The organism is uncultured Methylobacterium sp., assembly GCF_964242245.1.
GTDB lineage: Bacteria > Pseudomonadota > Alphaproteobacteria > Rhizobiales > Beijerinckiaceae > Methylobacterium.
This window is the reverse complement of record NZ_CAXTBY010000012.1, coordinates 32,771-55,812: the sequence shown is the minus strand read 5'-3', so window position 1 is coordinate 55,812 and position 23,042 is coordinate 32,771. Positions and strand designations below refer to the sequence as shown.

20 protein-coding genes and 2 pseudogenes are annotated in these 23,042 nt (G+C 70.2%); 11 read left to right on the top strand and 11 right to left on the bottom strand.

Annotated elements, in window-relative coordinates; translation table 11 throughout:
- Positions 1 to 2,272: pseudogene (locus ACFE8Y_RS05205) on the top strand (DNA-directed RNA polymerase subunit beta'); the annotation flags it as partial.
- Positions 2,273 to 2,428: 156 nt separating this feature from the next.
- The gene (locus ACFE8Y_RS05200; protein WP_375463329.1) at positions 2,429 to 2,653 is read left to right on the top strand and encodes a hypothetical protein; all 225 of its coding nucleotides are present in this window, start codon (positions 2,429 to 2,431) and stop codon (positions 2,651 to 2,653) included.
- Between the two features lie 32 nt (positions 2,654 to 2,685).
- Here ACFE8Y_RS05200 and ACFE8Y_RS05195 read toward each other — a convergent pair whose 3' ends face one another.
- A complete protein-coding gene (locus ACFE8Y_RS05195; protein WP_375463328.1) occupies positions 2,686 to 2,907 on the bottom strand; it encodes a hypothetical protein in 222 nt (73 codons plus the stop codon).
- 119 nt (positions 2,908 to 3,026) lie between these two features.
- Here ACFE8Y_RS05195 and ACFE8Y_RS05190 point away from each other — a divergent pair, with 119 nt between their 5' ends.
- The 8 genes from ACFE8Y_RS05190 (at position 3,027) to ACFE8Y_RS05155 (ending at position 9,865) form a co-directional block, all read left to right on the top strand.
- Positions 3,027 to 4,511, top strand: a complete 1,485-nt coding sequence (locus ACFE8Y_RS05190) for a PAS domain S-box protein (protein ID WP_375463327.1) — start codon at positions 3,027 to 3,029, stop codon at positions 4,509 to 4,511.
- 730 nt (positions 4,512 to 5,241) lie between these two features.
- Entirely contained in the window at positions 5,242 to 6,132 is an 891-nt protein-coding gene (locus ACFE8Y_RS05185; RefSeq protein WP_375463326.1) for a hemophore-related protein, read from the top strand.
- Between the two features lie 65 nt (positions 6,133 to 6,197).
- Positions 6,198 to 6,629: a YsnF/AvaK domain-containing protein gene (locus ACFE8Y_RS05180; RefSeq protein WP_375463332.1), complete on the top strand. Its 432-nt coding sequence runs from the start codon at positions 6,198 to 6,200 to the stop codon at positions 6,627 to 6,629.
- Positions 6,626 to 7,519, top strand: a complete 894-nt coding sequence (locus ACFE8Y_RS05175) for a YsnF/AvaK domain-containing protein (protein ID WP_375463325.1) — start codon at positions 6,626 to 6,628, stop codon at positions 7,517 to 7,519. Before ACFE8Y_RS05180 ends, ACFE8Y_RS05175 begins: the two co-directional genes overlap by 4 nt.
- A gap of 117 nt (positions 7,520 to 7,636) precedes the next feature.
- Positions 7,637 to 8,026, top strand: coding sequence for a hypothetical protein (locus ACFE8Y_RS05170; protein ID WP_375463324.1), 390 nt, complete (start codon positions 7,637 to 7,639; stop codon positions 8,024 to 8,026).
- 55 nt (positions 8,027 to 8,081) lie between these two features.
- Positions 8,082 to 8,771, top strand: a complete 690-nt coding sequence (locus ACFE8Y_RS05165) for a hypothetical protein (protein ID WP_375463323.1) — start codon at positions 8,082 to 8,084, stop codon at positions 8,769 to 8,771.
- Between the two features lie 214 nt (positions 8,772 to 8,985).
- Entirely contained in the window at positions 8,986 to 9,285 is a 300-nt protein-coding gene (locus ACFE8Y_RS05160) for a hypothetical protein (protein ID WP_375463322.1), read from the top strand.
- 79 nt (positions 9,286 to 9,364) lie between these two features.
- On the top strand, positions 9,365 to 9,865 hold the full coding sequence (locus tag ACFE8Y_RS05155; RefSeq protein WP_375463321.1) for a YidB family protein: 501 nt from the start codon (positions 9,365 to 9,367) through the stop codon (positions 9,863 to 9,865).
- Between the two features lie 211 nt (positions 9,866 to 10,076).
- Here the strand turns inward: ACFE8Y_RS05155 and ACFE8Y_RS05150 are convergent, their stop codons facing one another.
- The 9 genes and pseudogenes from ACFE8Y_RS05150 to ACFE8Y_RS05110 all read right to left on the bottom strand — a co-directional run bounded on the left by ACFE8Y_RS05150 (position 10,077) and on the right by ACFE8Y_RS05110 (position 18,554).
- On the bottom strand, positions 10,077 to 11,045 hold the full coding sequence (locus ACFE8Y_RS05150; protein WP_375463320.1) for a hypothetical protein: 969 nt from the start codon (positions 11,043 to 11,045) through the stop codon (positions 10,077 to 10,079).
- A 94-nt stretch (positions 11,046 to 11,139) separates the two neighbouring features.
- Positions 11,140 to 11,909: pseudogene (locus ACFE8Y_RS05145) on the bottom strand (IS5 family transposase).
- Between the two features lie 256 nt (positions 11,910 to 12,165).
- The gene (locus ACFE8Y_RS05140; RefSeq protein WP_375463319.1) at positions 12,166 to 12,816 is read right to left on the bottom strand and encodes an alpha-ketoglutarate-dependent dioxygenase AlkB; all 651 of its coding nucleotides are present in this window, start codon (positions 12,814 to 12,816) and stop codon (positions 12,166 to 12,168) included.
- A gap of 10 nt (positions 12,817 to 12,826) precedes the next feature.
- Positions 12,827 to 13,462: a 2,3-bisphosphoglycerate-dependent phosphoglycerate mutase gene (locus ACFE8Y_RS05135; protein WP_375463318.1), complete on the bottom strand. Its 636-nt coding sequence runs from the start codon at positions 13,460 to 13,462 to the stop codon at positions 12,827 to 12,829.
- Positions 13,463 to 13,569: 107 nt separating this feature from the next.
- A complete protein-coding gene (dapB, locus tag ACFE8Y_RS05130) occupies positions 13,570 to 14,367 on the bottom strand; it encodes a 4-hydroxy-tetrahydrodipicolinate reductase (protein WP_375463317.1) in 798 nt (265 codons plus the stop codon).
- A gap of 108 nt (positions 14,368 to 14,475) precedes the next feature.
- Entirely contained in the window at positions 14,476 to 15,939 is a 1,464-nt protein-coding gene (locus tag ACFE8Y_RS05125; protein ID WP_375463316.1) for a UdgX family uracil-DNA binding protein, read from the bottom strand.
- Positions 15,940 to 16,126: 187 nt separating this feature from the next.
- The gene (locus tag ACFE8Y_RS05120) at positions 16,127 to 17,338 is read right to left on the bottom strand and encodes a putative DNA modification/repair radical SAM protein (RefSeq protein ID WP_375463315.1); all 1,212 of its coding nucleotides are present in this window, start codon (positions 17,336 to 17,338) and stop codon (positions 16,127 to 16,129) included.
- Between the two features lie 102 nt (positions 17,339 to 17,440).
- The gene (locus ACFE8Y_RS05115) at positions 17,441 to 17,872 is read right to left on the bottom strand and encodes an OsmC family protein (RefSeq protein ID WP_375463314.1); all 432 of its coding nucleotides are present in this window, start codon (positions 17,870 to 17,872) and stop codon (positions 17,441 to 17,443) included.
- Positions 17,873 to 17,966: 94 nt separating this feature from the next.
- Positions 17,967 to 18,554 carry a RecX family transcriptional regulator gene (locus ACFE8Y_RS05110; RefSeq protein WP_375463313.1) on the bottom strand — a complete coding sequence of 196 codons (588 nt, stop codon included), beginning with the start codon at positions 18,552 to 18,554 and terminating at the stop codon, positions 17,967 to 17,969.
- 107 nt (positions 18,555 to 18,661) lie between these two features.
- Here ACFE8Y_RS05110 and ACFE8Y_RS05105 point away from each other — a divergent pair, with 107 nt between their 5' ends.
- Entirely contained in the window at positions 18,662 to 20,083 is a 1,422-nt protein-coding gene (locus ACFE8Y_RS05105) for a TAXI family TRAP transporter solute-binding subunit (RefSeq protein WP_375463312.1), read from the top strand.
- A gap of 1 nt (position 20,084) precedes the next feature.
- On the opposite strand, the gene ACFE8Y_RS05100 is transcribed toward ACFE8Y_RS05105, so the two are convergent.
- Positions 20,085 to 22,850 carry a PAS domain-containing protein gene (locus ACFE8Y_RS05100; RefSeq protein ID WP_375463311.1) on the bottom strand — a complete coding sequence of 922 codons (2,766 nt, stop codon included), beginning with the start codon at positions 22,848 to 22,850 and terminating at the stop codon, positions 20,085 to 20,087.
- Positions 22,851 to 23,042: the final 192 nt, after the last annotated feature.

Below are 23,042 nucleotides of genomic sequence, written 5' to 3'. Positions count from 1 at the left end.
CTCGTTCGGCAAGGACGACATGGTCGTGCCGGACAACAAGTGGTCGATCGTCGACGACACCCGCACGCTGGTGAAGGACTACGAGCAACAGTACAACGACGGCCTGATCACCCAAGGTGAGAAGTACAACAAGGTAGTTGATGCCTGGGCCAAGTGCTCGGACAAGCTCGCCGCCGAGATGATGCTGCGCATCTCCACCGTGCAGAAGGACGAGAACGGCGCCGACAAGCAGATCAACTCGATCTACATGATGAGCCACTCGGGCGCGCGCGGCTCGCCGGCGCAGATGAAGCAGCTCGCCGCCATGCGCGGGCTGATGGCCAAGCCGTCCGGCGAGATCATCGAGACGCCGATCATCTCGAACTTCAAGGAAGGCCTCGACGTCCTCGAGTACTTCAACTCCACCCACGGCGCCCGCAAGGGGCTGGCGGACACGGCGTTGAAGACGGCCAACTCCGGCTACCTGACCCGCCGCCTCGTCGACGTGGCGCAGGACGCGGTGATCCGCGAGGTCGATTGCGGCACCGAGAACGGCATCAAGATGCGCGCCATCATCGATGCCGGGCAGGTCGTCGCGACGCTCGCCATCCGCATTCTCGGCCGTGCGACCGCTGAGGATCTGGTCGCCCAGGACGGCACGGTCATCGTCAAGACCGGCGAGACCATCGAGGAGCGCCACCTGCCCGCTATCCAGGCGGCGGGCATCCAGGAGGTGAAGATCCGCTCGGTGCTGGTCTGCCAGACCCGCCAGGGGGTTTGCGCCACCTGCTACGGCCGGGATCTGGCCCGCGGCACGCCCGTCAACATGGGCGAGGCGGTGGGCGTCATCGCGGCGCAGTCGATCGGCGAGCCGGGCACCCAGCTCACGATGCGCACCTTCCACATCGGCGGCGCGGCGCAGATCGCGGATTCGTCCTTCATCGAGTCGAGCTTCGAGGGCACGATCAAGATCCGCAACCGCGCGGTCGCCAAGAACTCGGACGGCGACCTGATCGCCACCGGCCGAAACGTGGCGGTGGTGATCGTCGGTGCCGACGGGGCCGAGCGGGCGGTGCACCGCCTCCAGTACGGCGCGCGCCTGCGGGTCGACGACGGCGACAAGATCAAGCGCGGCCAGCGCATCGCCGAGTGGGACCCCTACACCCGCCCGATCATCACCGAGACCGACGGCACCGTGGTGTACGAGGACATGGTCGACGGCCAGTCGATCACCGAGACCACCGACGAGTCGACCGGCATCGCCAAGCGCGTCGTCATCGATTGGCGCGGATCGGCCCGTACCTCGGACCTGAAGCCGGCGATGGTCGTCGTCGACGCCGAGGGCAAGCCGTACAAGCTGCCGCGCGGGTCGGATGCCCGCTACTTCCTGCCGGTGGACGCGATCATCGGCTACGATCCGGGCGGTACGGTGAAGGCGGGCGACATCCTCGCCCGCGTCTCCACCGACTCGGCCAAGACCCGCGACATCACCGGCGGCCTGCCGCGGGTGGCGGAGCTGTTCGAGGCGCGGCGCCCGAAGGACGCGGCGATCATCGCCGAGAAGTCGGGCACCATCGCCTTCGGGCGCGACTACAAGAACAAGCGTCGGCTCTCGCTGACGCCGCACGACGGCAGCGAGAATGTCGAGTACCTGATCCCGAAGGGCAAGCACATCCACCTTCAGGACGGGGACGTGGTCGAGCTCGGCGACTACATCGTCGACGGCAACCCTGCGCCGCACGACATCCTGGCGATCAAGGGCGTGGAGGAACTGGCCGCCTACCTCGTCAACGAGATCCAGGAGGTCTACCGGCTCCAGGGCGTGTCGATCAACGACAAGCACATCGAGGTCATCGTCCGGCAGATGCTGCAGAAGGTCGAGATCACCGACGGCGGCGATTCCGACATCCTGGCGGGCGACCAGATCGACCGCACGGAGCTGACCGAGATCAACGAGAAGCTGTTGGCCGAGGGCAAGAAGCCGGTCCAGGGCGTGCCGGTCCTGCTCGGCATCACCAAGGCGTCGCTGCAGACGAAGTCGTTCATCTCGGCGGCCTCGTTCCAGGAGACCACCCGCGTGCTGACGGAGGCGGCGGTCAACGGCAAGGTCGATCACCTCGAAGGGCTCAAGGAGAACGTCATCGTCGGCTCGCTCATCCCGGCGGGCACGGGCTCGATGGTGGCCGACATCCGCACGATCGCGCGGCGGCGCGACAGCATGATCCTGCAGCAGAAGGCGAGCGAGAGCGGTGCCCGCCCGCTGGAGGAGCTGCCCCCGGCCGCCGCCGAGTAAGGGCGGGCAGGACGTGCGAAGGGGCGGCCCGGCGGGCCGCCCCTTCCTCGTTTACGGGCTCGATTTCGGGAGGCACATCCCTTGCAGTCCGGAGCGGGCGGCCTCGCCGATCCGGGCGGCGGCCCGGCCGGTCCCGCGTCGGGCCCGGAGGGATGAATGCCGTTGACGCCGAAGGATCTGACGGCCGGGAGCTGCTACCTCGCGCATGACGGTCAGGTTCGATGCATCGAGGTGGTGACGGCGAAGGATGTCATCTATCGACCGCGCGAGGGCGTTCCTGGCCGGCGCAGTTGGACCTTCAGCGAGACCGTTCGGATCGCGCGCTTCCTCGCCGAGGCGGACCGCGAAGTCCCTTGCGATTACGAGCGCAGCTTCGTTTGACGCCGTGTCTCACGGCCTCGGGGCGTCCCGCCTCAAGGACTGCCCTCCGCCGAGGCAGGCAACCCCCGCACCGCCCGACGCCGACCCGCGAGCTTGGCCTGCCGGGTCGCGTCGTTCGTCGTCGCGCGGAAGCGCCGGTCCGGGCGCTGGAGGTCGGCGAAGCGTTCCGGCTCCGGGTAGAGGCCGCCGACGAGGCCCGCGAGGTCGACGGCGCCGCATGGTGGTCTTTCGGCGAGGGCTCGCGCAGGGGTCACGGCCGCGCTGCCACCGCCGGTACTCCCGGCAGGTGTCACGCGCGCCCTGCTCGCGGAACCCGGGTTGATGGCCCGCCGCGGCCCCGCCCATCATGCGCGGCGGGGCCGGGACCAGCAGCATGACCGACGACGCCGACAGAACACGTATGGCGCAGGTCGTCGCCGGCCTCGGCGAGGGCGTGATCCTGATCGAGCCGAACCACACCCTTTCCTACGCCAACAAGGCCGCGCTCGCCATGCACGGCGTCGCCGACCTCGAAGACCTCGGTGTCACCGCGGCCGAGTACCGCGCCAATTTCGTGCTGCGCTACCGCAACCACCACGAGGTCGGGCCGCTCCAGCCGCCGATCGAGCGCGTGCTCGCCGGCGAGGCGTTTCGCGACGCCGTCGTCGAGGTTCGGCACGCGCGGGGACGGGACGGGATCTGGATGCATCGCATCCGCGGGCTGGTGACGACCGATGCGGCCGGGACGCCGACCGGCCTCGCCCTCGTCATGCAGGACGTGAGCGACCGCTACGAGGCCGAGAAGCGCTTCGAGAGCATGTTCCGCGCAAACCCGGCGCCGGCCGTGGTCTGCCGGCTCTCCGACCTGCGCTACGTCAAGGTCAACCAGGGGTTCGCCGATCTGACCGGATACACCCGCGCACAGGTGCTCGGCCGGACCTTCACCGAAATCGACCTCCTGGGCCAGGGCGAGCATCGTGCCGCCGCGATCGCTAACCTGCACGCCGGCACCACCATCCGTCAGCGGGAAGCGTGCCTGTCCGTTCCGTCCGACGGCGAGAAGTACGTCATCGTGGCCGGCCATCCCATCGAGATGCCGGGAGGCGAGCCGTGCATGCTGTTCACCTTCGCCGACCTGGAGGATCGCCGAAGGGCGGAGGCCGAACTTCGCCTGAGCGAGGAGCGCTTCGCCAAGGCCTTCGCGCTCAGCCCCATCCCGACGGCCCTCCTGAGTTCGGACGCGGACGTGCCGACGAGCGTCAACGATGCGTTCGCGGCGGCCTTCGGCGATGCCGCGAACATCGCCTCGGTCCCTTGGGCCGAGGAGGCGGAGCGCACCCGGTTTCGGCGCGAGTTGCAGCGCTACGGGCGGGTCCGGGCCTTCGAGGGGCGCCTGCGCACCCGGCAGGGCGATGTGCTCGACTGCTTGGTCTCGGCCGAGCAGGTCGTGGTGAACGGCGCCGCCGGCCTGCTCTGCGCCGTGCAGGACATCACGGCGCGCAAGCGCACCGAGACCGAGCTGATCTCAGCCATCGAGGCGGTGATGGCCGACGCGTCGTGGTTCAGCCGCGGGGTGATCGAGAAGCTCGCCCTGCTGCGAAACCCGCCCCGGCCCGGGGCGCCTCCGTCCTTCTCCGGCAAGCTCACGGCCCGCGAGAGCGACATGCTGGAGGGGATCTGCCGCGGTGCCACCGACGCGGAGATCGGTGCCGCACTCGGCCTGTCCCTGAGCACGGTCCGCAACCACGTCGCGAGCCTCTACCGCAAGATCGGGGTGAGACGGCGCAGCGCGGCGGTCGTCTGGGGGCGGGAGCGCGGGATCGGCAGCAGCCGGCCCACCGATCCGGCGGGATCTGCGAAGCTGGGTCGAAAACACTAAGCCGACTGGGCTAAAATATTATTATGTAAATCGTCGGAACATCGCCTGACGAGGCGTCTTGTGAGGCCAGAAGCTAATTTGAGCCGAGCATCACATCACTAGGTCGCGAGACCGGAAGTGGTGAGCGGCTTGAACATGCGGTGAGCTTCTGTCGGATGGTTGTGGTCGCGCTCTGATCAAGCAAAACTTGGCATGATCCGCGGAAACGGCCAAGGCAAGGGGATACGACTGTCAAATTCGTCGCACTTAAAACGTGGCACGCCAGCCGGCCGACCACGTTGTTTCGGTATCTCCACTCACAACGACCGAGTTCGGTCTAGATCAACCATCCCGTCATTCAAGCTCGCAGGCCGCATCCTGTGGGAGCACCGACGCGCACCTGAACGCCGGAGCCAGCTCTTGTCCCCTCCTCGCTCGGATCGCCTCGGGGTCCTTCACGAAACGCCCCAACCGCGGCTCTCACCGGATCGGCCACGAAGTTCGAGCGTTTCCTGAGGAATTCCTGGGCCCGACCGCGGCCTTCCTCGACGGTTTCCCGCATCGTCGCGTCTCGGCACACTCAAACCCTCAGTAATCCTGGAACTCGGCTCGGCGCCGTCACGCTCAACCCATCGCCGGGCCGGCCGGAACACGTTCTCATCTTTACCGTAAAACTCAAGGATCGATCCGCATGGCAATCGTCTCAGAGACAACCCGACCGGTCGTCGACCGTGACATTCCGCAAACTAGCATGGTGACGCCGGCCGAGGACATGCGCACGATGATGCTGCACTCGGTCTCGTGGGGTGCGGTGTTCGCGGGTGCCGTGGCGGCGCTGATCACGCAGGTCATCCTCAACATGCTCGGCATCGGCATCGGTCTCTCGACGGTCGATCCGATGGGCGACGGCACGCCGTCGGCGAGTTCCATCGGGATCGGCGCAGGCTTGTGGTTCGTGCTCTCTGGCGTGCTCGCCGCGGCCGCTGGCGGCTACTTGGCCGGCCGCCTGTCGGGCAAGCCCTCGACTTCGACCGCGGGCTATCACGGCCTGATCGCCTGGGCGGTCTCCACCCTCGTGGTGCTCTACCTGCTGTCCTCGGCCGCCAGCGGCCTCGTCGGCGGCGCGCTCGGCACCGCATCGAGCGCCATCGGCGGTGTCGGCAACGCGCTCGGCGGCTCGGTCAAGACCGCGGCGCAGGCGGCGGCGCCGTCCCTGACCAAGCTGTCGGACCCGTTCTCCGGCATCGAGGGTCAGGTCCGCGGCAGCACCGGCTCGGACCCGGCAGCGCTCAAGGACGCGGCGGTGACCGCGATGCGCTCGGCCGTCACGGGTGACGCCGCTCAGCAGGCCGACGCCTCCGAGAAGGCGGCCCAGGCTCTGTCCAAGGCGCAGAACATCCCCGTCGAGCAGGCTCGTGCGCAGGTCGCGCAGTACACGCAGCAGTTCAAGGACACGACGGTGAAGGCCAAGCTCCAGGCGCAGCAGGCCGCTGATGCCACGGCCCGCACCGTGTCGCAGGGCGCCCTGTTCGGCGCGCTGGCGCTGATCTTCGGGGCGCTGGCCGCCTTCTTCGCCGGGCGCGGTTCCGCGGTCGATCCGACCGTGACGCGCACCGCGCCGCTCACCGCCCGCCGCGCATGAGCGGGAACGACCTCGCCGCGCCCGAGCCTCCCCTGCTCGGCGCGCGGGAAGCCGACGCGGCGAGGATGGTCGGCGGTTCGGAGATGGTCCTGCCCCTGGTCGAGGAGACCGCGCGCATCGATGTGCGTGCGGTCGAAACGGGGCGAGTCCGGGTCAGCACCCGAACCGAGACCACCGAGCAGATCCTGCGCGAGAGTCTGCGCAGCGACGGGGTTGGGGTCACTCGGGTGGCGATCAACCGCACGCTCGCCGAGGGCGAAGCCCCACCAAAAGTTCGGACGGAGGACGGCGTGACCGTCATCCCCGTCCTGGAAGAGATCCTCGTCGTCGAGAAGCGGCTGGTGCTCCGGGAAGAGGTGCACATCCGCAGCACGACATCGAACGATGAGGTCGAGGTCCCCGTCACGCTGCGCACGCAGCGCGCCGTGGTCGAGCACGTGAGCCCGGACGGCCACGTCGCGGAGCAACCATCCCTACCAGAGGAGACGACATCATGACCCAGACCATCACAGCCATGTACGACAACCACGCCGACGCAGTCGCTGCGCAGGCCAAGCTCGTCACCCTCGGCATCCCGGCCAGCGCGATCAAGATCCTGTCGGGCAAGCAGACGACCCAGACCGGGACCACCAGCGCCAGCGGGAACGAGGGCGGCGTGTGGGGCTCGCTGAAGGAGTTCTTCATGCCGGAGGAGGATCGCTACGCCTACAGCGAGGGCCTGAACCGCGGCGGCACCATGCTGAGCGCAACCGTCGAGGACGCTCATGCCGAGAAGGCCTACGACATCCTCGAGGAGCAGGGCTCGGTCAACCTCGACGAGCGCGAGGCCACGTGGCGCAAGGAAGGCTGGACCGGCTACGCCGGCGCTGCCGGCACGACCACCGCCGGCGCGGCAACCGGCGCGACCGCGTTGCGGGCGCAGGGCGCGACCGAGGCCGTCGGCGCCCGCGGCGCGGCGGTCGGCGACAAGGACTACATCCCGGTGGTCGAGGAGCGTCTCAACGTCGGCAAGCGCTTGGTCGACAGCGGCCGGGTGCGGGTGCGGTCGTACGCGGTCAGCAAGGACGTCAGCGAGAACGTGACGCTGCACGACGAGACCGTGACGGTGGACCGCCGCGCAGTCGATCGCCCGGTAACGGTGGCCGACGAGGCGCTGTTCGCCGACAAGACGATCGAGGCGACCGAGATGCGCGAGCAGGCGGTGGTGTCGAAGGACGCCCGCGTGGTCGAGGAGGTCGGTATCCGCAAGGACGCGAGCCAGCGCACCGAGACGGTCAGCGACACGGTGCGCCACACCGAGGTCGAGGTCGAGGACGAGCGCGGCAACGTCACCCGGACCGGCACGACCGGGACCACGACGAGCACCACGCCCCGCAAGCCGCTCTGAAGGCCACGAGCCGACCTGCCCGGTGTCGCCGCGACGCCGGGCGGGCCCTCGAAACGCCCCGCGCGTGCGCTGCCGACCTGCAGCCGTACGGGCCCCACCCAAAACCCCGAGACCCTCATGCGAACGAAGCTGACCATCCTCGCCGTGCTATCGCTGATCGGGACGGCCGGTCCCGCCCCTGCGCAGACCACCGTCACGGGGACTCCCGCCACCGGGGGCACATCGAGCGCGACGTCCGGCGGCCAGAACGCCGTGACGCGGCCCAACACCGACCATGCCGTGGACGGCAAGCCCGCAGGCACCGGTACCCTGGCGAACGTCAAGCTGGAACCGGGTGCCAACAGCTTCACCGAGAACGAGGCGCGCCGCCGCTTCGAGAAGTCCGGCTTTCACGAGGTCAAGGACCTCAAGAAGGACGCGGACGGCATCTGGCGCGGAAGCGCGATGCTGGATGGCAAGGCTACCGAGGTCGGCCTCGACTTCAAGGGCAACGTCGCCCTCCGGTAGGCGCCGTTCACCCCCGGCCATCTCCTCAGATCCTCAATCCCTTCGGGAGCACACCATGCCGACGCGTACCTTGACGGCTCTCTACGACCGCTACGAAGACGCCACGACAGCCGTGACGAAGCTCGAGACGGCCGGCGTACCGCACGGCGACATCAGCCTCGTCAGCAACAACGAGGGCCAGGCGACCGACGGGACGCGCGAGACTGCCGAGCACGCCTCGACCGGTGCCGGGACCGGTGCCACGCTCGGCACGGTCTTGGGCGGAGGCGCGGGCCTGCTCGCCGGCCTCGGCCTGATGGCCATCCCCGGCGTCGGCCCGGTCGTGGCCGCGGGCTGGCTCGTCGCGACGCTGACGGGCGCCGGCATCGGGGCCGCCGCCGGAGGGCTCGCCGGCTCGCTCGCGGGCGCCGGCCTGAGCGAGGCGGACGCTCACGCCTACTCGGAGGGCGTGCGCCGCGGCGGAACCGTCCTCACCGTACGCGCCGACGAGGCGCACGTCGCCATGGCCAGCACCATCCTGGAGGAGCACGGCGCAGTCGACATCGACGCGCGTCAGGAAGGCTGGAAGCAGTCGGGCTGGACGGCCCCGGGGACCGATGCCGAGGCGATCCGCACGGAAACCAACACCTCCACGCTCACCGGCGCGAACCCGGCCGCCGGGTCGGTCCTGGGCGACACCGCTTCGGCGGGCCACGCGCGCGTGCCCATCGGCCGGCGTGTGCGGGTCTACAACTACCCGGGCTGAGGCGGTCGAGGACCGTTGCGCCTCGCCGACGCCGCGACCGGGCGGAACGGCCATCTGCTGCGGGTTCCGCGACGATCGGAGTCCGCGCGGCGACCGGTTGCCGGCCCCGGGCTCGCGCGGCCCCGGCTCGCGACTTGGCCGCCCATCGTCGGGCCCGCCAAGCGCGACGGGCAACGCCGTCACCGGATCAACGAACGCAACGTCTGAGGACACCGTGACCATCATCAAGAGCCTCGCTCTCGCCGGCACACTCAGCCTGCTCGCACTCGACGGCATCTCGGCCAAACCCTGCGCGGTCGGGACGACGACGGACAGCACCGGGCAGAAGGCATCCGGAGACAACACCTCGATCGCCGACGGCTCGTCGACGGCGAAGGTCACGCCCGGCGCCAAGAAGGAAGATCCGGGTGCTGTGGGCGCGATGGAGAACGTCGGCGCCAACGAGCGGATCAAGCCCGACGAGGCCAAGCCTGCCGAAGGCAAGGTGGTCAAGCAGGGCAGCGACGATTGCTAGCAGGGGCGCAGCGGCTCGGGCACGCACCTCGGACCGTCACGCGGCGTTCGGCTCCAGGGCCGCTTCAGGAGTAGAGAACATGGGACTTCTCGACAGCATCATCGGCAGCGTGCTGGGCGGCAACGCCGGCCAGCAACAGGGTTCGGGAGCCAACCCCCTGGTGGGCGTCCTGATGAGTCTGCTCGCGGCGCAATCCGGCGGCAATGCCGGCGGGCTCAGCGGCCTCCTGGGGCAGGCGGCTGGCGGCAGCTTGGGCGGTTCGACGCAAGGGAGCGGTCTCGGCGGCCTCCTCGGCGGCGCGGGCGGGGCCGGCGGCCTCGGCGCCCTGGTCGAGCAGTTCACCCGGGCCGGCCACGGCGACACGATCAACTCGTGGATCGGGTCCGGCCAGAACCAGCCGATCGCACCGCACGATCTCGGCGCCGCGCTCGGCCCCGAGACGGTGGGACAACTCTCGCAGCAGACGGGGATGGGCGGTTCGGACCTGCTCTCGCAGCTCTCGCAGATGCTTCCGGGCGTGATCGACCAGCTCACCCCGCAGGGCCGCATGCCGACCCAGCAGGAGCACGCGCACTGGTAGCGATCGTCGCCGGCCGAGCCGAAGGCATTCACGCCGACTTGATCCTGAGCCGGTGTGTCTGAGCAGGCCCGCCGACGAAGACACGCTTAACCCTCCCGGCTGCGAAGCCCCGAGTGAACCCGAACGGCCGAACGTCCTTCAACGTGCGCAGCAGGTGGTCGGCCCTGTTGCGCGCGGTACGTCTACCTCGATCCGGCCTCTCCACTGCCCCTCACCTGACCTGCACGCTGTCGACGACCTCGCGGAACTTCGCCAGCATGCCCTCGCGCTGATCTTGCCGCACGACGCCGAGCGCGCGCAGGTATCCGTCCGGCGCGAAGCGGATGGTCTGGGAGACCACTACAGGGGTGTTCGTCGGCAGGTCGGTGGCGCGCGCCACGATCTCGTGCCAGTCGGTGCCGTTCGAGCGATAGCTCTGCGCCCGCTCGATCACGAAGTCCTTCATGGTCTGGTTGGCGTAGAGCGCCGCCCTGGCGAACGCGTCGCGCTGCTCGGCGGCTGGGGGGGGTTGCACCGCCTGAGCCAGAACCAGGATCGGCTGCTCCAGGCTGGTCATCTGGTCCTTCGGCCCCTCCGTCATCAGGATCGAGTTGCCGGCAAGCACCCGCAACGGCCGGAAGCCCGCCGGATCGGCGATCCGGAACGGCAGCGCCTCGACCTGCTGCGCCAGCGACAGGGCCGGGCGGATCGTCACGCCGGTGACGAGGTCGCGCATCGTCGTCTCGGTCTCGGCGTCCGGCAGCGCCTGCCCGATGATCAGGCCGGTCACGGTCGGATCACCGACGAGGAGCAGCCACTTGCGGACCGTGGGCGTGCCGCTGCCCGGCTCGCCCGGTTGCGCACCGATGAACAGCATGCCCTCGGCCTCGCCGATCTTGACCGGCTCGCGCGTCTCCACCTGGAAGCCCTGACTCTTCAGGTTGGCGTCGGTGAAGTTCGTCACGAGGTCGGCGAAGGCGGCCGGGGGCAACTCGACCACCGACAGGGTGGCGCCGCCCTCCTTGCGCTCGAAGCCCGAGAACCGGCGCGAGGGCGCCATGTCGGAGGGCGGCGCGAAGCCGAAGCGCGAGCCCGCCGGGTAGACCGGCTCCACCGCCACCGCCGGCATCGAGGCGGCGAGGCCGAGCGCCGCCGCGGGCGCCAGGAGCCCAAGGAGACGAATCACGTGGCGTAGCCGCATCGGACGTCGGTCTCCGTCGGGCATCCCAGGAGGTGCCCATCCGAGTTCGATGGGTCGGCCCGCATTCTTCCGGTGTCAAGCGGGTCGGAGCGCCCTAGGCCGTAGACTCATTACTTCGGAGCCAGATGCGGATGGCGGCGAGCTTGACGCTGGCGAGGTAGTTTCCCGAATCCTTGTCGTAGCGTGTCGCGACGGCTCGGAAATGCTTGATCTTGCTGAAGAAACGCTCGACCAGATTGCGGTAACGATACAGGAAGGCACTGAAGGCTGGGACGTTCTTGCGGTTGGGCATCGGCCGGACATTGGCCCAGGCGCCTTGTTCGGAGAGGCGCTGACGGCGCGCGTCGCTGTCGTAGGCCCGGTCGCCGAGCAGGATCTGACCGGCGCCAAGCTCGCCCAGCATGTCGTCGGCAGCCTTGCCGTCGTGGGCTTGGCCCTCGGTCAGCTTGAGGGCGATCGGCCGGCCCTGGGCATCGACGAGGGCGTGGATCTTGGTGGTCAGGCCGCCGCGCGAGCGACCCATGCAACGGGATCGGTCGTCTTTTTTTTGGCGGTGGCGGCCTGCTGGTGCACGCGCACGCTGGTGGCGTCGATCATCTGAATGTCGCCATCGTAAGTCTCTGACACGGCAGCAAGAACACGGTCCCATACGCCGCGCTTGCGCCACCGACGAAAGCGGTTGCCACAGGTGGTGACCGGACCGTAGCGCGCCGGGATTTCCGCCCACGGCGCACCCGTGCGCAGACGCCAGAAGATCCCGTTCAGCACCCGACGATCATCCACCCGCTCCTTGCCGCGCACGTCCGTCGGCAGCACCGGCTCGATCGCCGCCCATTCCTTGTCCGTCAAATCGTAGCGTCCCATCGGCTCCTCCATACCCAGAGAAAACCACCCAGACGCCACGCCGATCCAAATCCCGATTTATGGGTTCACGACCTAGGTCGCTGCGGCGTTCCCCGTCATGCCGCAGCCCACGCCAGTCTCCGATTTGCGGACGCGGCAGCGACGATTCCGAGGGCGTGGGCCACGAGGTTCCAGGCCGAGAAGATGCGGCGGATGAAGCGCGCGCGTGGCGGCCACTGCGCGGCGGTGCTTCCAGAGCCTCTCTCCCGCACGCGTCTCAAGCGACCGCCGCGCACGTCACCCGCCGCAGGGTCAGGTTGCAGCGCCCACTCAGTGGGAGGCCGGGCAGGACCGCCTCCGCACCAGACAGGAGATCGCCGTCGGAAAAGATCCGGTCGATGCCGTGGTGGATCAGGCGCGCGGGGCCGCCGATCACCAGGGCGTCGCCGGGCATCAGGCGCACCGAGCGGGTCGGGTCGCCGCGCCTCAGCCCGCCGTAGCGGAACAGGGCGGGCGCGCCGAGGGACAGCGACAGGACGGGGGCTGCGAGATCCGCCTCGTCGCGGTCCTGGTGCAGGCCCATGCGGGTGCCCGGCGCGTAGAGGTTGATCAGGCAGGCCTCCGGCGGATCGGGATAGCCGGAGAGCGCCGCCCAGGCGGTGAACGCGACCGCGGGCATCGGCGGCCAGGGCCGTCCGGTCTCGGGATGGAGCGACTGGTAGCGGTAGCCGGACCGGTCGGAGACCCAGCCGAGCGGCCCGGCGTTCGACATCCGCACCGAGAACGGCTTTCCGGTGCGCGGCATCGTCGGCGTGAAGGGCGGGGCCTCGGCGAGAACGGCCGCGACCTGCCCCGCGAGGGTTCCTCGCGCCTCCGCGTCGAGGAAGCCCGGATGGTGGATCAGGCCGGGTGCGAGCGCGACCGACACGTCGGCACCCTCAATCCTGGTCGATGTCGCGCTCCAGCACCGTCTTCATCGCGACGGTGGTGTCGGCCTTCAGGCGGTAGACCAGGGGCACGCCGGTGGCGATCTCCAGGCCGGCGATGGTGGTGGTGGTCATGTGATCGAGGACCATGACCAGGGCGCGGAGCGAATTGCCGTGGGCGGCCACCAGCACCCGGTTGCCGGCCATCACGCGGGGCAGGATGGTCTCGATGTAGTAGGGCAGCACGCGGGCTGCGGTGTCCTTCAGGCTCTCGCCGCCGGGGGGCGGCACGTCGTAGGAGCGGCGCCACTGGTGGACCTGCTCGGCGCCCCAGCGCGCCCTTGCGTCCTCCTTGTTGAGGCCCGAGAGGTCGCCGTAGTCGCGCTCGTTCAGAGCCTGCGACCGGACGGTCTCGATGCCGGAGAGGCCCATCTCCGCGAGCATCAGGGTGCAGGTGCGCTGCGCGCGCCCGAGATCGGAGGTGAAGGCCACGTCGAAGCCGTAGCCCTCGCTCCTCAGCCAGCGCCCGGCCTTCAGGGCCTCCTCGACGCCGAGTTCGGTCAGGTCCGGGTTGCGCCAGCCCGTGAACAGGTTCTTGAGGTTCCACTCGCTCTGGCCGTGGCGAGTGAGGACGAGCAGGCGGTCCATGTCGGTCGGGACTTTCCGGGGTAAGATCGAAGGGGCGGGCTCGCGCGGCTCCTATCAGAGCCGGTCCCGGTGCCCAAGCGCGGCAAACGCTTAAAGGGCGCACTGGCTTAAAGCCCGAGCACGTCCGTCATGGCGTACAGGCCCGGCGGCTTCGGATGCGCCCAGAGCGCCGCCCGCACCGCGCCGCTGGCGAACAGGCTGCGATCCTCGGCGTGGTGGGACAGGGTGATGCGCTCGCCCGCGCCGGCGAAGATCACGGAATGGTCGCCGACGACGCTGCCGCCGCGCAGGCTCGCGAAGCCGATGTCGCCGGGCCGTCGCGCGCCGGTATGGCCGTCGCGGGCCGAGACCCGCACGTCGGGCAGGCGCACGCTGCGGCCGGCCGCAGCCGCCTCGCCGAGGAGCAGCGCGGTGCCCGACGGCGCATCGACCTTCATGCGGTGGTGCATCTCCGCGATCTCGATGTCGAACTCCTCACCCAGCGCCGCCGCCACCCGCTGCACCAGCGCGGCGACGAGGTTGACGCCGAGCGACATGTTGCCCGAGCGCACGAGGCGGGCGTGGTAGGCGGCGGCCCGGAGCTTGGCGAGGTCGTCCTCCGACAGGCCGGTGGTGCCGATGACGTGGACGATGCGGGCCTGCGCCGCGAGCTCGGCGAAGAACACGGTGGCCGCCGGCACGGTGAAATCGAGCACCCCGTCGCTTCCCGCGAAGGCCGCCAGCGGATCGTCGGTGACGGGTACGCCGAGCGGTGACAGGCCGGCCAGCGTCCCGGCATCCTGCCCGAGCGCCGCCGAGCCCTCGCGCTCGACCGCGCCCGACAGGGTGCAGCCCGGAGCCTCCGCCACCGCCCGGATCAGCATTCGCCCCATGCGCCCGTCGGCGCCGACGACGACAAGCCGCATGACCTCTCCGTGCTCCCTCACTGATGCCCGGAGGTACAAGCTCCGCCGACGGCTGCCAACCCGCGGGCGCTTCGGGATGTTAGGGTCGCGACCGGGCTCGCAGCCGCGTCAGGCGGCAAGCTCCCGTCCGAGTTCCGCCACCCGCCGCAGGTCGTCGACGAAGGCCGCGTAGGCCTCCGCCTTGGCCTCGTCGGGCAGGCGCAGCAGGTAGGAGGGATGCACGGTGATGAAACCCTGGCGGTTGTCCAGGCGCTCGAACCGGAACGGCCCCCGGGCGCGGGTGACCGGGATCGCCTTGCCGGTCAGTGCCAGCACCGCGGTCGCGCCGAGCGCCACCACGAGCTTCGGCGCGACGAAATCGAGTTCCCGGTCGAGCCACCAGCGATAGTGGCTGACCTCGCCCGCCGTCGGCTTCTGGTGGATGCGGCGCTTGCCGCGCGCCTCGAACTTGAAGTGCTTGACGGCGTTCGTGAGGTAGCTCGCCTCGCGGTCCACCCCCGCGTCAGCCATGGCGCGGACGAGGAGCTGCCCGGCCGGTCCGACGAAGGGGCGGCCCTGCCGGTCCTCCTGGTCGCCCGGCTGCTCGCCGACGAAGGCGATCGTCGCGCCGACCGGCCCCTCGCCGAGCACCGCCTGCGTCGCGCCGGGCACCAGCGACTCGGACCGTTTGATGATCGCGTTCAGCGCATCCAGCGTCTTCGGGTCCTGATCCGCCATGGCGGCAACGGCACGGACGGGGTCGCGCTTCGCGGGCATCGTCGGGCTCCTCTCGATCATCTGTGCGGTGCGCGCGGCCGCCGCCCGGACGAGGCCGGGGATGGCTGCGGTCTCCGGCATGTTGCGCCAGTACTTCCTGGGCATCTCCGCCCGCATCGCCTTCAGGTTGGTGCGGGCCGGGTTGAACGTGCTCTCGTAGTAGTCGCGCCAGCCGGCCTCGAAGCCGTCGCCCGCGGGCAGGTGCTCTCGGCGTCCCGGCGGTCCGAAGGTCAGCGCCGCGCCGTCCCAGTGCGCCGACCCTTCCGGCGTCAGGATCGACCACGTCAGCGCCCGGAAGCGATCGACGAAGAAGGGTGCCGCCGCCGCCAGGATGTGGTGGTCCGGCTCGAACCACGCGACGAAGCGCTCGCCGTCCGCATCCTCCGTTCGGCGGAAGCGCAGGAAGGCGTGCATCTTGTGCAGGTCGCGGGCGACCGCCCTGCGCATGAGGTTCAGGCGGTGGACCAGCGGGTCGCTTGCCACCTCCGGCAGGTGCCGCTCGCCGGCAAGCACTCGTCGGACGAGAGTGTGCAGCAGCGCGTAGCGCTCAGGATCGCGGTGGGGCACCGCCATCGGGATCAGCCCGGCCACCGGTTTCGGCAAATGCACGGCCGCCGCGGTGGAGGGGGCGGACGCGGCGTCCCCGAACAGGCCGGGCGCGTCGCCGATCGACCATGTCACGCGCTCGGGCGGGACGCCGTCGGCGACGAGGCGGCGCAGGGCCGACCGAAAGCCGACGAGGTCGGCGCCGGGTCGAAGCAGGATCGTGCGAAGCGCGCACGACTCCACCTGCCGGATCGGAAGGGGCGCTCTCATGGCCCTGCAAATTCGTTCGCCGTGCCGAACCCTCCCCCCTTTGCGGGGGAGGGCGGGCTTCGCGTCAGCGAGGGTCGGGAGAAGGGAGCGCCGTATCCCACACGGTCGCTCCCCTCTCCCGACTTAGCTCGCGGGCCATCCTCCCCCGCAGAGAGGGGAGGGAAGAGGCAGATCTGCACGCTCACCATCAGAATAAGCTCAACTGCCGCGCCGGCTCCGCGAGCCGCGTGCGCAGGTCGAGCCGGTCGGTCAGTCCCGCCGGGGTATAGTCGGCGGCGATCAGGAACGGCCGCGCCCGCTTCAGGGCCGAGGACAGGCGGTCAACGTCGGCAAGCCGCAGCCGCGTGTGGCGGCGCGCGCGGACGATCTTGTCGACGGCCCGCGCCCCGAGGCCCGGCACCCGCAGCAGCATCTCCCGGTCGGCCCGGTTCACGTCGACGGGAAAGCGATGGCGGTTTTTCAGGGCCCAAGCGAGCTTCGGATCGATGTCGAGAGAGAACATCCCGTCCTCGGCGGCGTCCGCCACGTCGTCGGCGGAAAAATCGTAGTACCGGATCAGCCAGTCGGCCTGGTACAGCCGGTGCTCGCGCTGAAGGGGCGGCGCCTTGAGCGGCAGAATGCCCGAGCCCTGGGGGATCGGGCTGAAGGCGGAGTAGTACACCCGCTTCAGGCCGACGCTGCCGTAGAGGTGCGCGCTCTTGCGGATCAGGGCCTCGTCGGTCGTCGCATCGGCGCCGACGATCACCTGCGTCGACTGGCCGGCGGGCGAGAACCGTCGGCCCTCGGCCCGCGCCTCGACGATGCGCTCGGAGATCTGCGCCATCGCCCCCTGGATCGTCGCGCCGTCCTTCTCCGGCGCGAGCCGCTGGAGGCTCGCCTCCGTCGGCAGCTCGACGTTGATCGAGAGCCGGTCGGCGTAGAGGCCCGCCTCCTCGATCAGCCAGGGACTCGCCTCGGGAATGGATTTCAGGTGGATGTAGCCGCGAAATCCATGCTCGCGCCGCAGCGACTTTGCCACCCGCGTCAGCAGCTCCATCGTGTAGTCCGGCGACTTGATGATGCCGGACGACAGGAACAATCCCTCAATGTAGTTGCGCTTGTAGAACTCCACCGTCAGCGTCACCACCTCCTGCACCGAGAAGCGCGCGCGGGCGACGTTCGAGGACCGGCGGTTGATGCAGTAGGCGCAGTCGAACAGGCAGTAGTTCGTCAGCAGGATCTTGAGCAGCGAGATGCAGCGCCCGTCCGGCGTGTAGGCGTGGCAGATGCCGGCACCCGTGGTCGAGCCGAGCTCGCCCTTGCCGGCCTTGCGCCTGGGCGCGCCCGAGGAGGAGCACGAGGCGTCGTACTTGGCCGCGTCCGCGAGGATGCGCAGCTTCTTGGCGAGCGTTTCGTCCATCGAACAAACAATGAACCTGAGCTCCCCGGAGGCAAGGCCGGACGATGACGTTGCCCCCGGTCCGCGATGCCGCACCCCGGCGCGCGGGTTCCGCCAAGACGATCAGGCCGGCTTGAGGGTCGCCTTCAGGGTGATCTCGCAGTCGAGCACCTTCGAGATCGGGCAGCCGATCTCGGCGGCGTGGGCCAGTTCGTCGAACTTGGCCTGATCGATCCCGGGGATCGTCGCGGTCAGCGTCAGCGCCGACTTCGTCACCTTGAAGCCGGGACCGTCCTTCTCCAGCGTCACGACGGATTCGGTCGTCATCTCGGTGGCGGCGAGCCCCGCTTCCTGGAGCTGGAACGCGAGCGCCATGGTGAAGCAGCCGGCATGGGCGGCCGCGATCAGCTCCTCCGGGTTGGTGCCGGGCGCGCCCTCGAAGCGGGTGTTGAAGCCGTAGGGCTGGTCCGAGAGCACGCCGGACCCGGTCGTGATCCGGCCCTTGCCCGACTTGCCGTTGCCCTGCCAGACGGCGTGCGCCTTGCGATCGATCATGATGTCTCCCCGTCTCGCGGCGACCGGCGCGGCATGCGCGGCCTCTGCCGGTGATGGCCGGGGAAGTGGTGCGCCCGCCCGTGGGTTCCAGGTGTCACCCCTCGTCCGGTTCGATCTCGGCGTCGACGGTGCGGCGGGCAAGAGCGTAGGGAAAACCGGCCCGCGCCAGGGCGGCCAGATCCCGGTCGCGATGGAGCGCCCGGGTGTCCGGCCGCCGGAACGGCCCGAGGCGCCGCCGCTTGGCGTAGGCCTGCGCGGCCGCGGCCTCGACCGCCGTGTCGGCCTCGGGGGCGGCCTCGCGCTCGGCCTCCATCGCGGCCTCCACGATATCCCGCGTCAGACCCTTGGCGGCGAGCTTGGCCGAGGCGCCGCGGGCCGACGCGCCGCGACGGCGCAAGGTTGCCAGCCGCGCGGCGGCGAAGCGCCTATCGTCGACGAGCCCGGCCGCGACGGCGCGCGCCACCGTCGTCTCCACCATCTCCGCGAACGCGGCCGGCTCGTCGCCGCGAGCGCGGGCCCGTCTCTCGACCCGGCGGCGCAGCGTCCGGCGCAGCATCTCCACGGACGCGCTGTAGCGCTCGAGGTAGTGCAGGGCCGCCCGCTCGATCCAGGCGGCCGTGATCCGAGGCGCGGGTCTTGCCGCGCGCCCCGCGCGGGCCTCTGCAACGGTTGGGCGTTTCACGGGTTCTTCACGCTCTGGACAGGTTTGGGTTCCATGCTCCGTGCACGGAGCGCAGGCAACGCCGCAGGAACGGTCATGGTCTCGTCCACGCAGCATCGGTCGCCCTGTTGAGGCGCGAGTGGCTCCTGGTGCTGCTCGCCCTCGGGCTCGCCGCGGTCGCGGCCGCCGTGGTCTACCTGTCGCGTCCGACCACGCTCACCGTCGCCGTTGGTCCTCAGGACGGGCCGGAGACGGCCTTGATCGAGGCCTACGCCAACGCGCTTGCCCGCGCCCGCGAGGACGTGCGGCTGAAGGTGATCCGCTACGACGACGTGCGCGACAGCGCCGCCGCGCTTCAGTCGAACACCGCAGACCTCGCCATCGTTCGGCCGGACGTTCTGCTCCCCGAGAACGGCCTGACGCTCGCGATCCTGCACGACGAGGCCCTGATCGTCGCGGCCTCCGAGGCCGGCGACATCGACGACTTCCCCGACCTCGCGCGCAAGCGCCTCGGGATCGTGGTGCGCCACGGCGCCGACATGCCCTTCGTCACGAACCTGCTCACCTTCTATGACTTCCTGCCTGCCGATCCTGAGATCGGGGCCGGAGAGGAGATTCCGCCCGGGCAGGTCGCCCTGGTGCCGCTCAAGGCCAGCGAGGTCACCGCCGCGATCGCCGAGAAGCGAGTCGATGCGGTGGCGATCATCGCGAGCCCGTCCTCGAAGGCGGCGGTCGCCACGGTGCACGCGGTGGAGATGGGGTTGCCGGACCGGAAGGTCGGCCTCGTCGCGGTGCCCGACGGCGAGGCGCTCCTGCAGCGCTACCCCGAGCTGCAATCGGTCACGATTCCCCCGGGCACCTTCGGCGGCCGCCCAAAGCGGCCGGCCGATGAGGTCAAGACGGTGGGTGCCTCCTATCGGCTGATGGCGCGCGGCTCCGTGAGCCGGGTGGCGGTGGCATCCGCCACCCAGCACCTGTTCGAGTGGCGCTCGCGGCTCGCGGCGGTGGCCCCGGTCGCCAAGCTGATGAAGGCGCCGGACTTCGACACCACCGTGGCGGCCACCTCCGCCCGGTTGCCGAACCATCCCGGCGCGGTCGACTACTTCGAGCGCGAGCAGCAGACCTTCCTCGATCGTTACGAGGACTACATCTACCTGCTGGCCTTCTTCGGCGGCACGATCGGCTCGACCGTCGCGTGGCTCGGCCAGCGACTCGCCCGGAAGCGCCGGGAGCGGGTCGACATCGTCCTCGACCGCCTGCTCGACGTGATGCGCGAAGTCCGCGCCGCGACGACCAAGGCCGAGCTCGACACCCTGGCGCTGGAGGTCGACGGCCTCGTCGCCGACGTGGTGCGCTACGCCCGCGAGCGCGCGATCGACACCCGCACGGTCAGCGCCCTGATCCTCGCCGTGGACGGGGTCCACGCCGCCATCACCGACGGCCGCCGCGGGCTCGCCGCCGGCCACGATCCGGCGAGCCAGTTGACCGAAACCCGGTCCGGCGCCCGCGCCCGGCGGCTGCTGGCCCTCAACATGCCGGCGGCGGAGTAGATCACCCCTCGATGATCTCGCGGATGCGGCTGGCCAGCACCTCCACCGGGAACGGCTTGGTGATCATCTGCATGCCCGGCTCCAGGCCGCCGTTGCCGAACATCGCGTTCTCGGCGTAGCCCGTGATGAACAGCACCTTCAGGCCGGGCCGCACCAGCCGGGCGCGGTCGGCGAGCTGGCGCCCGTTGAGGCCCGGCAGCCCGACATCGCTCACCATCAGGTCGATCCGCGCCTGCGATTCGACGATGCGCAGGCCCGCCGGGCCGTCGATCGCTTCCAGCGCCCGGTAGCCGAGTTCGCCCAGCACCTCGACGATGAGGTCGCGCACCACGGCCTCGTCCTCGACCACCAGCACCGTCTCGCCGCGCTCGGCCCGCAGCGACGGGGCGACGCCCGGCGCGGTGCCCTCGGCCGCGGGCGCGCCGCGGTGGCGCGGCAGGTAGATCTTGATCGTCGTGCCCGAGCCGACCTCCGAGTAGATCTTGGCGTGCCCGTCCGACTGCTTGACGAAGCCGTAGATCATCGACAGCCCCAGGCCCGTGCCCTGGCCGAGCGGCTTCGTGGTGAAGAACGGGTCGAAGGCCTTGGCCGCCACGTTCGGGCTCATGCCTGTGCCGGTGTCCGTGACGCAGATGCAGATGTACTGACCCGGCTCGACCTCCGGGTGCAGCCGGGCGTAGGCGCGATCGAGGTGGGTGTTGCAGGTCTCGACCACGAGGCGGCCGCCCTCCGGCATCGCGTCGCGGGCGTTGATCGCAAGGTTGAGGATCGCGTTCTCGAGCTGGTGCGGGTCGCACAGCGTCAGCCACAGGCCGCCGGCGGTGACGATCTCCAGGCCGACCCGTTCGGTCAACGTCCGGCGCAGCATATCCTCCATGCCGGCGATCAGCCCGTTGGCGTCGGTGGGTTTGGGCTCCAGCGGCTGCCGGCGGGCGAAGGCCAACAGGCGGTGCGTCAGGGCGGCGGCGCGGTTGGCCGAGGACAGGGCCGCCGTGGCGTACTTCCCGACCTGCTCGATCCGGCCCTGACGGATTCGGGTCTGCATCAGGTCCAGCGAGCCGACGATGCCGGTAAGCAGGTTGTTGAAGTCGTGCGCAAGGCCGCCGGTGAGCTGGCCGACCGCCTCCATCTTCTGGGCTTGACGCAGCAGCTCCTCGACCGCGCGCTGCTCGGTGATGTCGCGGCCGATGACGTAGAACAGCGCGCCCTCCGGCACCGCGTTCCACATCACGGTGAGCCGCTCCCCATCCTTGCGGATGACGCGGTCGACGAAGCCGTCGACGGGCTCGCCGCTTGCCAGCCGCGCCACGACGTCAGCGGTCTCGGCATGGTCGGCGGCGTCGATAATCGCGGCGAAGGGGCGCGCGAGCAGCTCCTCCGCGCTCCAGCCGAGCACGCGGGTCCAGGCCGGATTGACGGCCTTGAGGTAGCCGTCGAGCCCGGCCGTGCCCATCAGGTCGTTCGTCGTCTCCCAGAGGCGGTTGCGCTCCCGGGTTCGGGCCTCGACCTGCCGGGTGAGCGAGGCCTCGATGCTCTTGCGGTCGGTGATGTCGTGCACGAAGGCGTAGAAGCCGTCGACCGTGCCGTCGGCCCTTCGGCGGGGCAGGTAGCGGATGTCGGCGGTGCGGGGACGACCGTCCGGGTGCGGCCAATCCACCTCGAACTGCACGTCCTTGCCGGCGAGCACGGTGTCGAACGCCTCCTTCCGCGCCGTCATCCCGGCCTCGCCGACGAGGTCCCGCACGTCGTGCCCGATCACCTCCGAGAGCGGCTTCGAGAACCACGATTCGTAGGCCGCGTTGGCGAAGCGATAGGTCAGCGACGGGTCGATGAAGGCGATCAGGCTCGGAAGGGCGTCGGCGACGAGGCGCAGCTCCTGGGCTGCCGCCCGCACCGCCTCCTCGGCGATCCGACGCTCGGTGATGTCGAAGGTGACGCCGGGAAACCGCAGGGGCGCACCGTTCCCGTCGAGCACGCAGCGTCCCTGCGCGGCGACCCAGCGCACGCCCTCGGGCCGGACGAGGCGGTACTCGGACGCGAAATCTCCGCCGGTCCGCATCGCCTCGGCGATCTTCGCCTCCACCCGCGCGACGTCGTCGGGATGGATGCCCTCGAAGAAGGCGGCGACCGGCGTGCCGGCCGCAGCCTTCTCCGGGTCGACGCCGTAGAGGCGGGCGAAGCGCGCATCGGCCGTGACCCGGTCGGCCTGGGTATCCCAGTCCCAGGTGCCGATGCCGTTGCCGGCCGAGAGCGCCAGGTCGAGGCGGGCTTGGCTCGCGGCCCGTTCCCGCTCCGCCAGGACCTGGGCCGTGGTGTCGCCGGTGATGCAGAGCATGCCGGCGACGGCTCCGGCATCGTCGTGCACGGGCGAGTAGGAGAACGTCCACCAGGTCTCTTCGGGTCGGCCGTGGCGGATCATCGTCAGCGGCATGTCCCGCAGGGAGACCCGCTCGCCGGCAAGCGCCCGGGCGCAGAGGGGCGCGATGTCGGCCCAGATATCGGACCAGAGATCGGGCAGGCGCGTGCCGAGCGCTCCCGCCAACCGGTCGCCGAGAAATGCCCGGTAGGCGTCGTTGTAGAGGCTGATCAGCTCCGGGCCCCAGGCGAGGTACATCGGCACCGGGCAGGCCAGCATCATCGCCAGCGTCGTGCGGAGCGAGACCGGCCATGCCGCGGTCTCGCCCAGCGCCGTGTCGGACCAGTCCTTCGCCAGGATCTCGCGCCCGGTCTCGCTGCCCGCCTCGAGGAAGCGGAGGCTCTGCGGCACGATGGCATCCGTTCCGGGACGACTCACGGGATCGACGAGGCCGGCCGGAGGCCCGGACACGGGTTCGGCGCCGTCGGGAACGCGATCCTGCACATGCCCGAAGGGATGTCGGCAACGCGGGTTCAAGTCAACGCGGCTCGCGCGGGGGTTGATGCCTCCGTTGCTCATCGAGGGTGGGCCGGACGGTCGGCT

Excerpts from the sequence above, each read along its gene's own strand:
- ACFE8Y_RS05200 (WP_375463329.1), top strand. The coding sequence starts at position 2,429 with ATGCCGTTGACGCCGAAGGATCTGACGGCCGGGAGCTGCTACCTCGCG.
- ACFE8Y_RS05190 (WP_375463327.1), top strand. The coding sequence starts at position 3,027 with ATGACCGACGACGCCGACAGAACACGTATGGCGCAGGTCGTCGCCGGC.
- ACFE8Y_RS05185 (WP_375463326.1), top strand. The coding sequence starts at position 5,242 with ATGGTGACGCCGGCCGAGGACATGCGCACGATGATGCTGCACTCGGTC.
- ACFE8Y_RS05180 (WP_375463332.1), top strand. The coding sequence starts at position 6,198 with ATGGTCGGCGGTTCGGAGATGGTCCTGCCCCTGGTCGAGGAGACCGCG.
- ACFE8Y_RS05175 (WP_375463325.1), top strand. The coding sequence starts at position 6,626 with ATGACCCAGACCATCACAGCCATGTACGACAACCACGCCGACGCAGTC.
- ACFE8Y_RS05170 (WP_375463324.1), top strand. The coding sequence starts at position 7,637 with ATGCGAACGAAGCTGACCATCCTCGCCGTGCTATCGCTGATCGGGACG.
- ACFE8Y_RS05165 (WP_375463323.1), top strand. The coding sequence starts at position 8,082 with ATGCCGACGCGTACCTTGACGGCTCTCTACGACCGCTACGAAGACGCC.
- ACFE8Y_RS05155 (WP_375463321.1), top strand. The coding sequence starts at position 9,365 with ATGGGACTTCTCGACAGCATCATCGGCAGCGTGCTGGGCGGCAACGCC.
- ACFE8Y_RS05150 (WP_375463320.1), bottom strand. The coding sequence starts at position 11,045 with ATGCGGCTACGCCACGTGATTCGTCTCCTTGGGCTCCTGGCGCCCGCG.
- ACFE8Y_RS05135 (WP_375463318.1), bottom strand. The coding sequence starts at position 13,462 with ATGGACCGCCTGCTCGTCCTCACTCGCCACGGCCAGAGCGAGTGGAAC.
- dapB (WP_375463317.1), bottom strand. The coding sequence starts at position 14,367 with ATGCGGCTTGTCGTCGTCGGCGCCGACGGGCGCATGGGGCGAATGCTG.
- ACFE8Y_RS05125 (WP_375463316.1), bottom strand. The coding sequence starts at position 15,939 with ATGAGAGCGCCCCTTCCGATCCGGCAGGTGGAGTCGTGCGCGCTTCGC.
- ACFE8Y_RS05120 (WP_375463315.1), bottom strand. The coding sequence starts at position 17,338 with ATGGACGAAACGCTCGCCAAGAAGCTGCGCATCCTCGCGGACGCGGCC.
- ACFE8Y_RS05115 (WP_375463314.1), bottom strand. The coding sequence starts at position 17,872 with ATGATCGATCGCAAGGCGCACGCCGTCTGGCAGGGCAACGGCAAGTCG.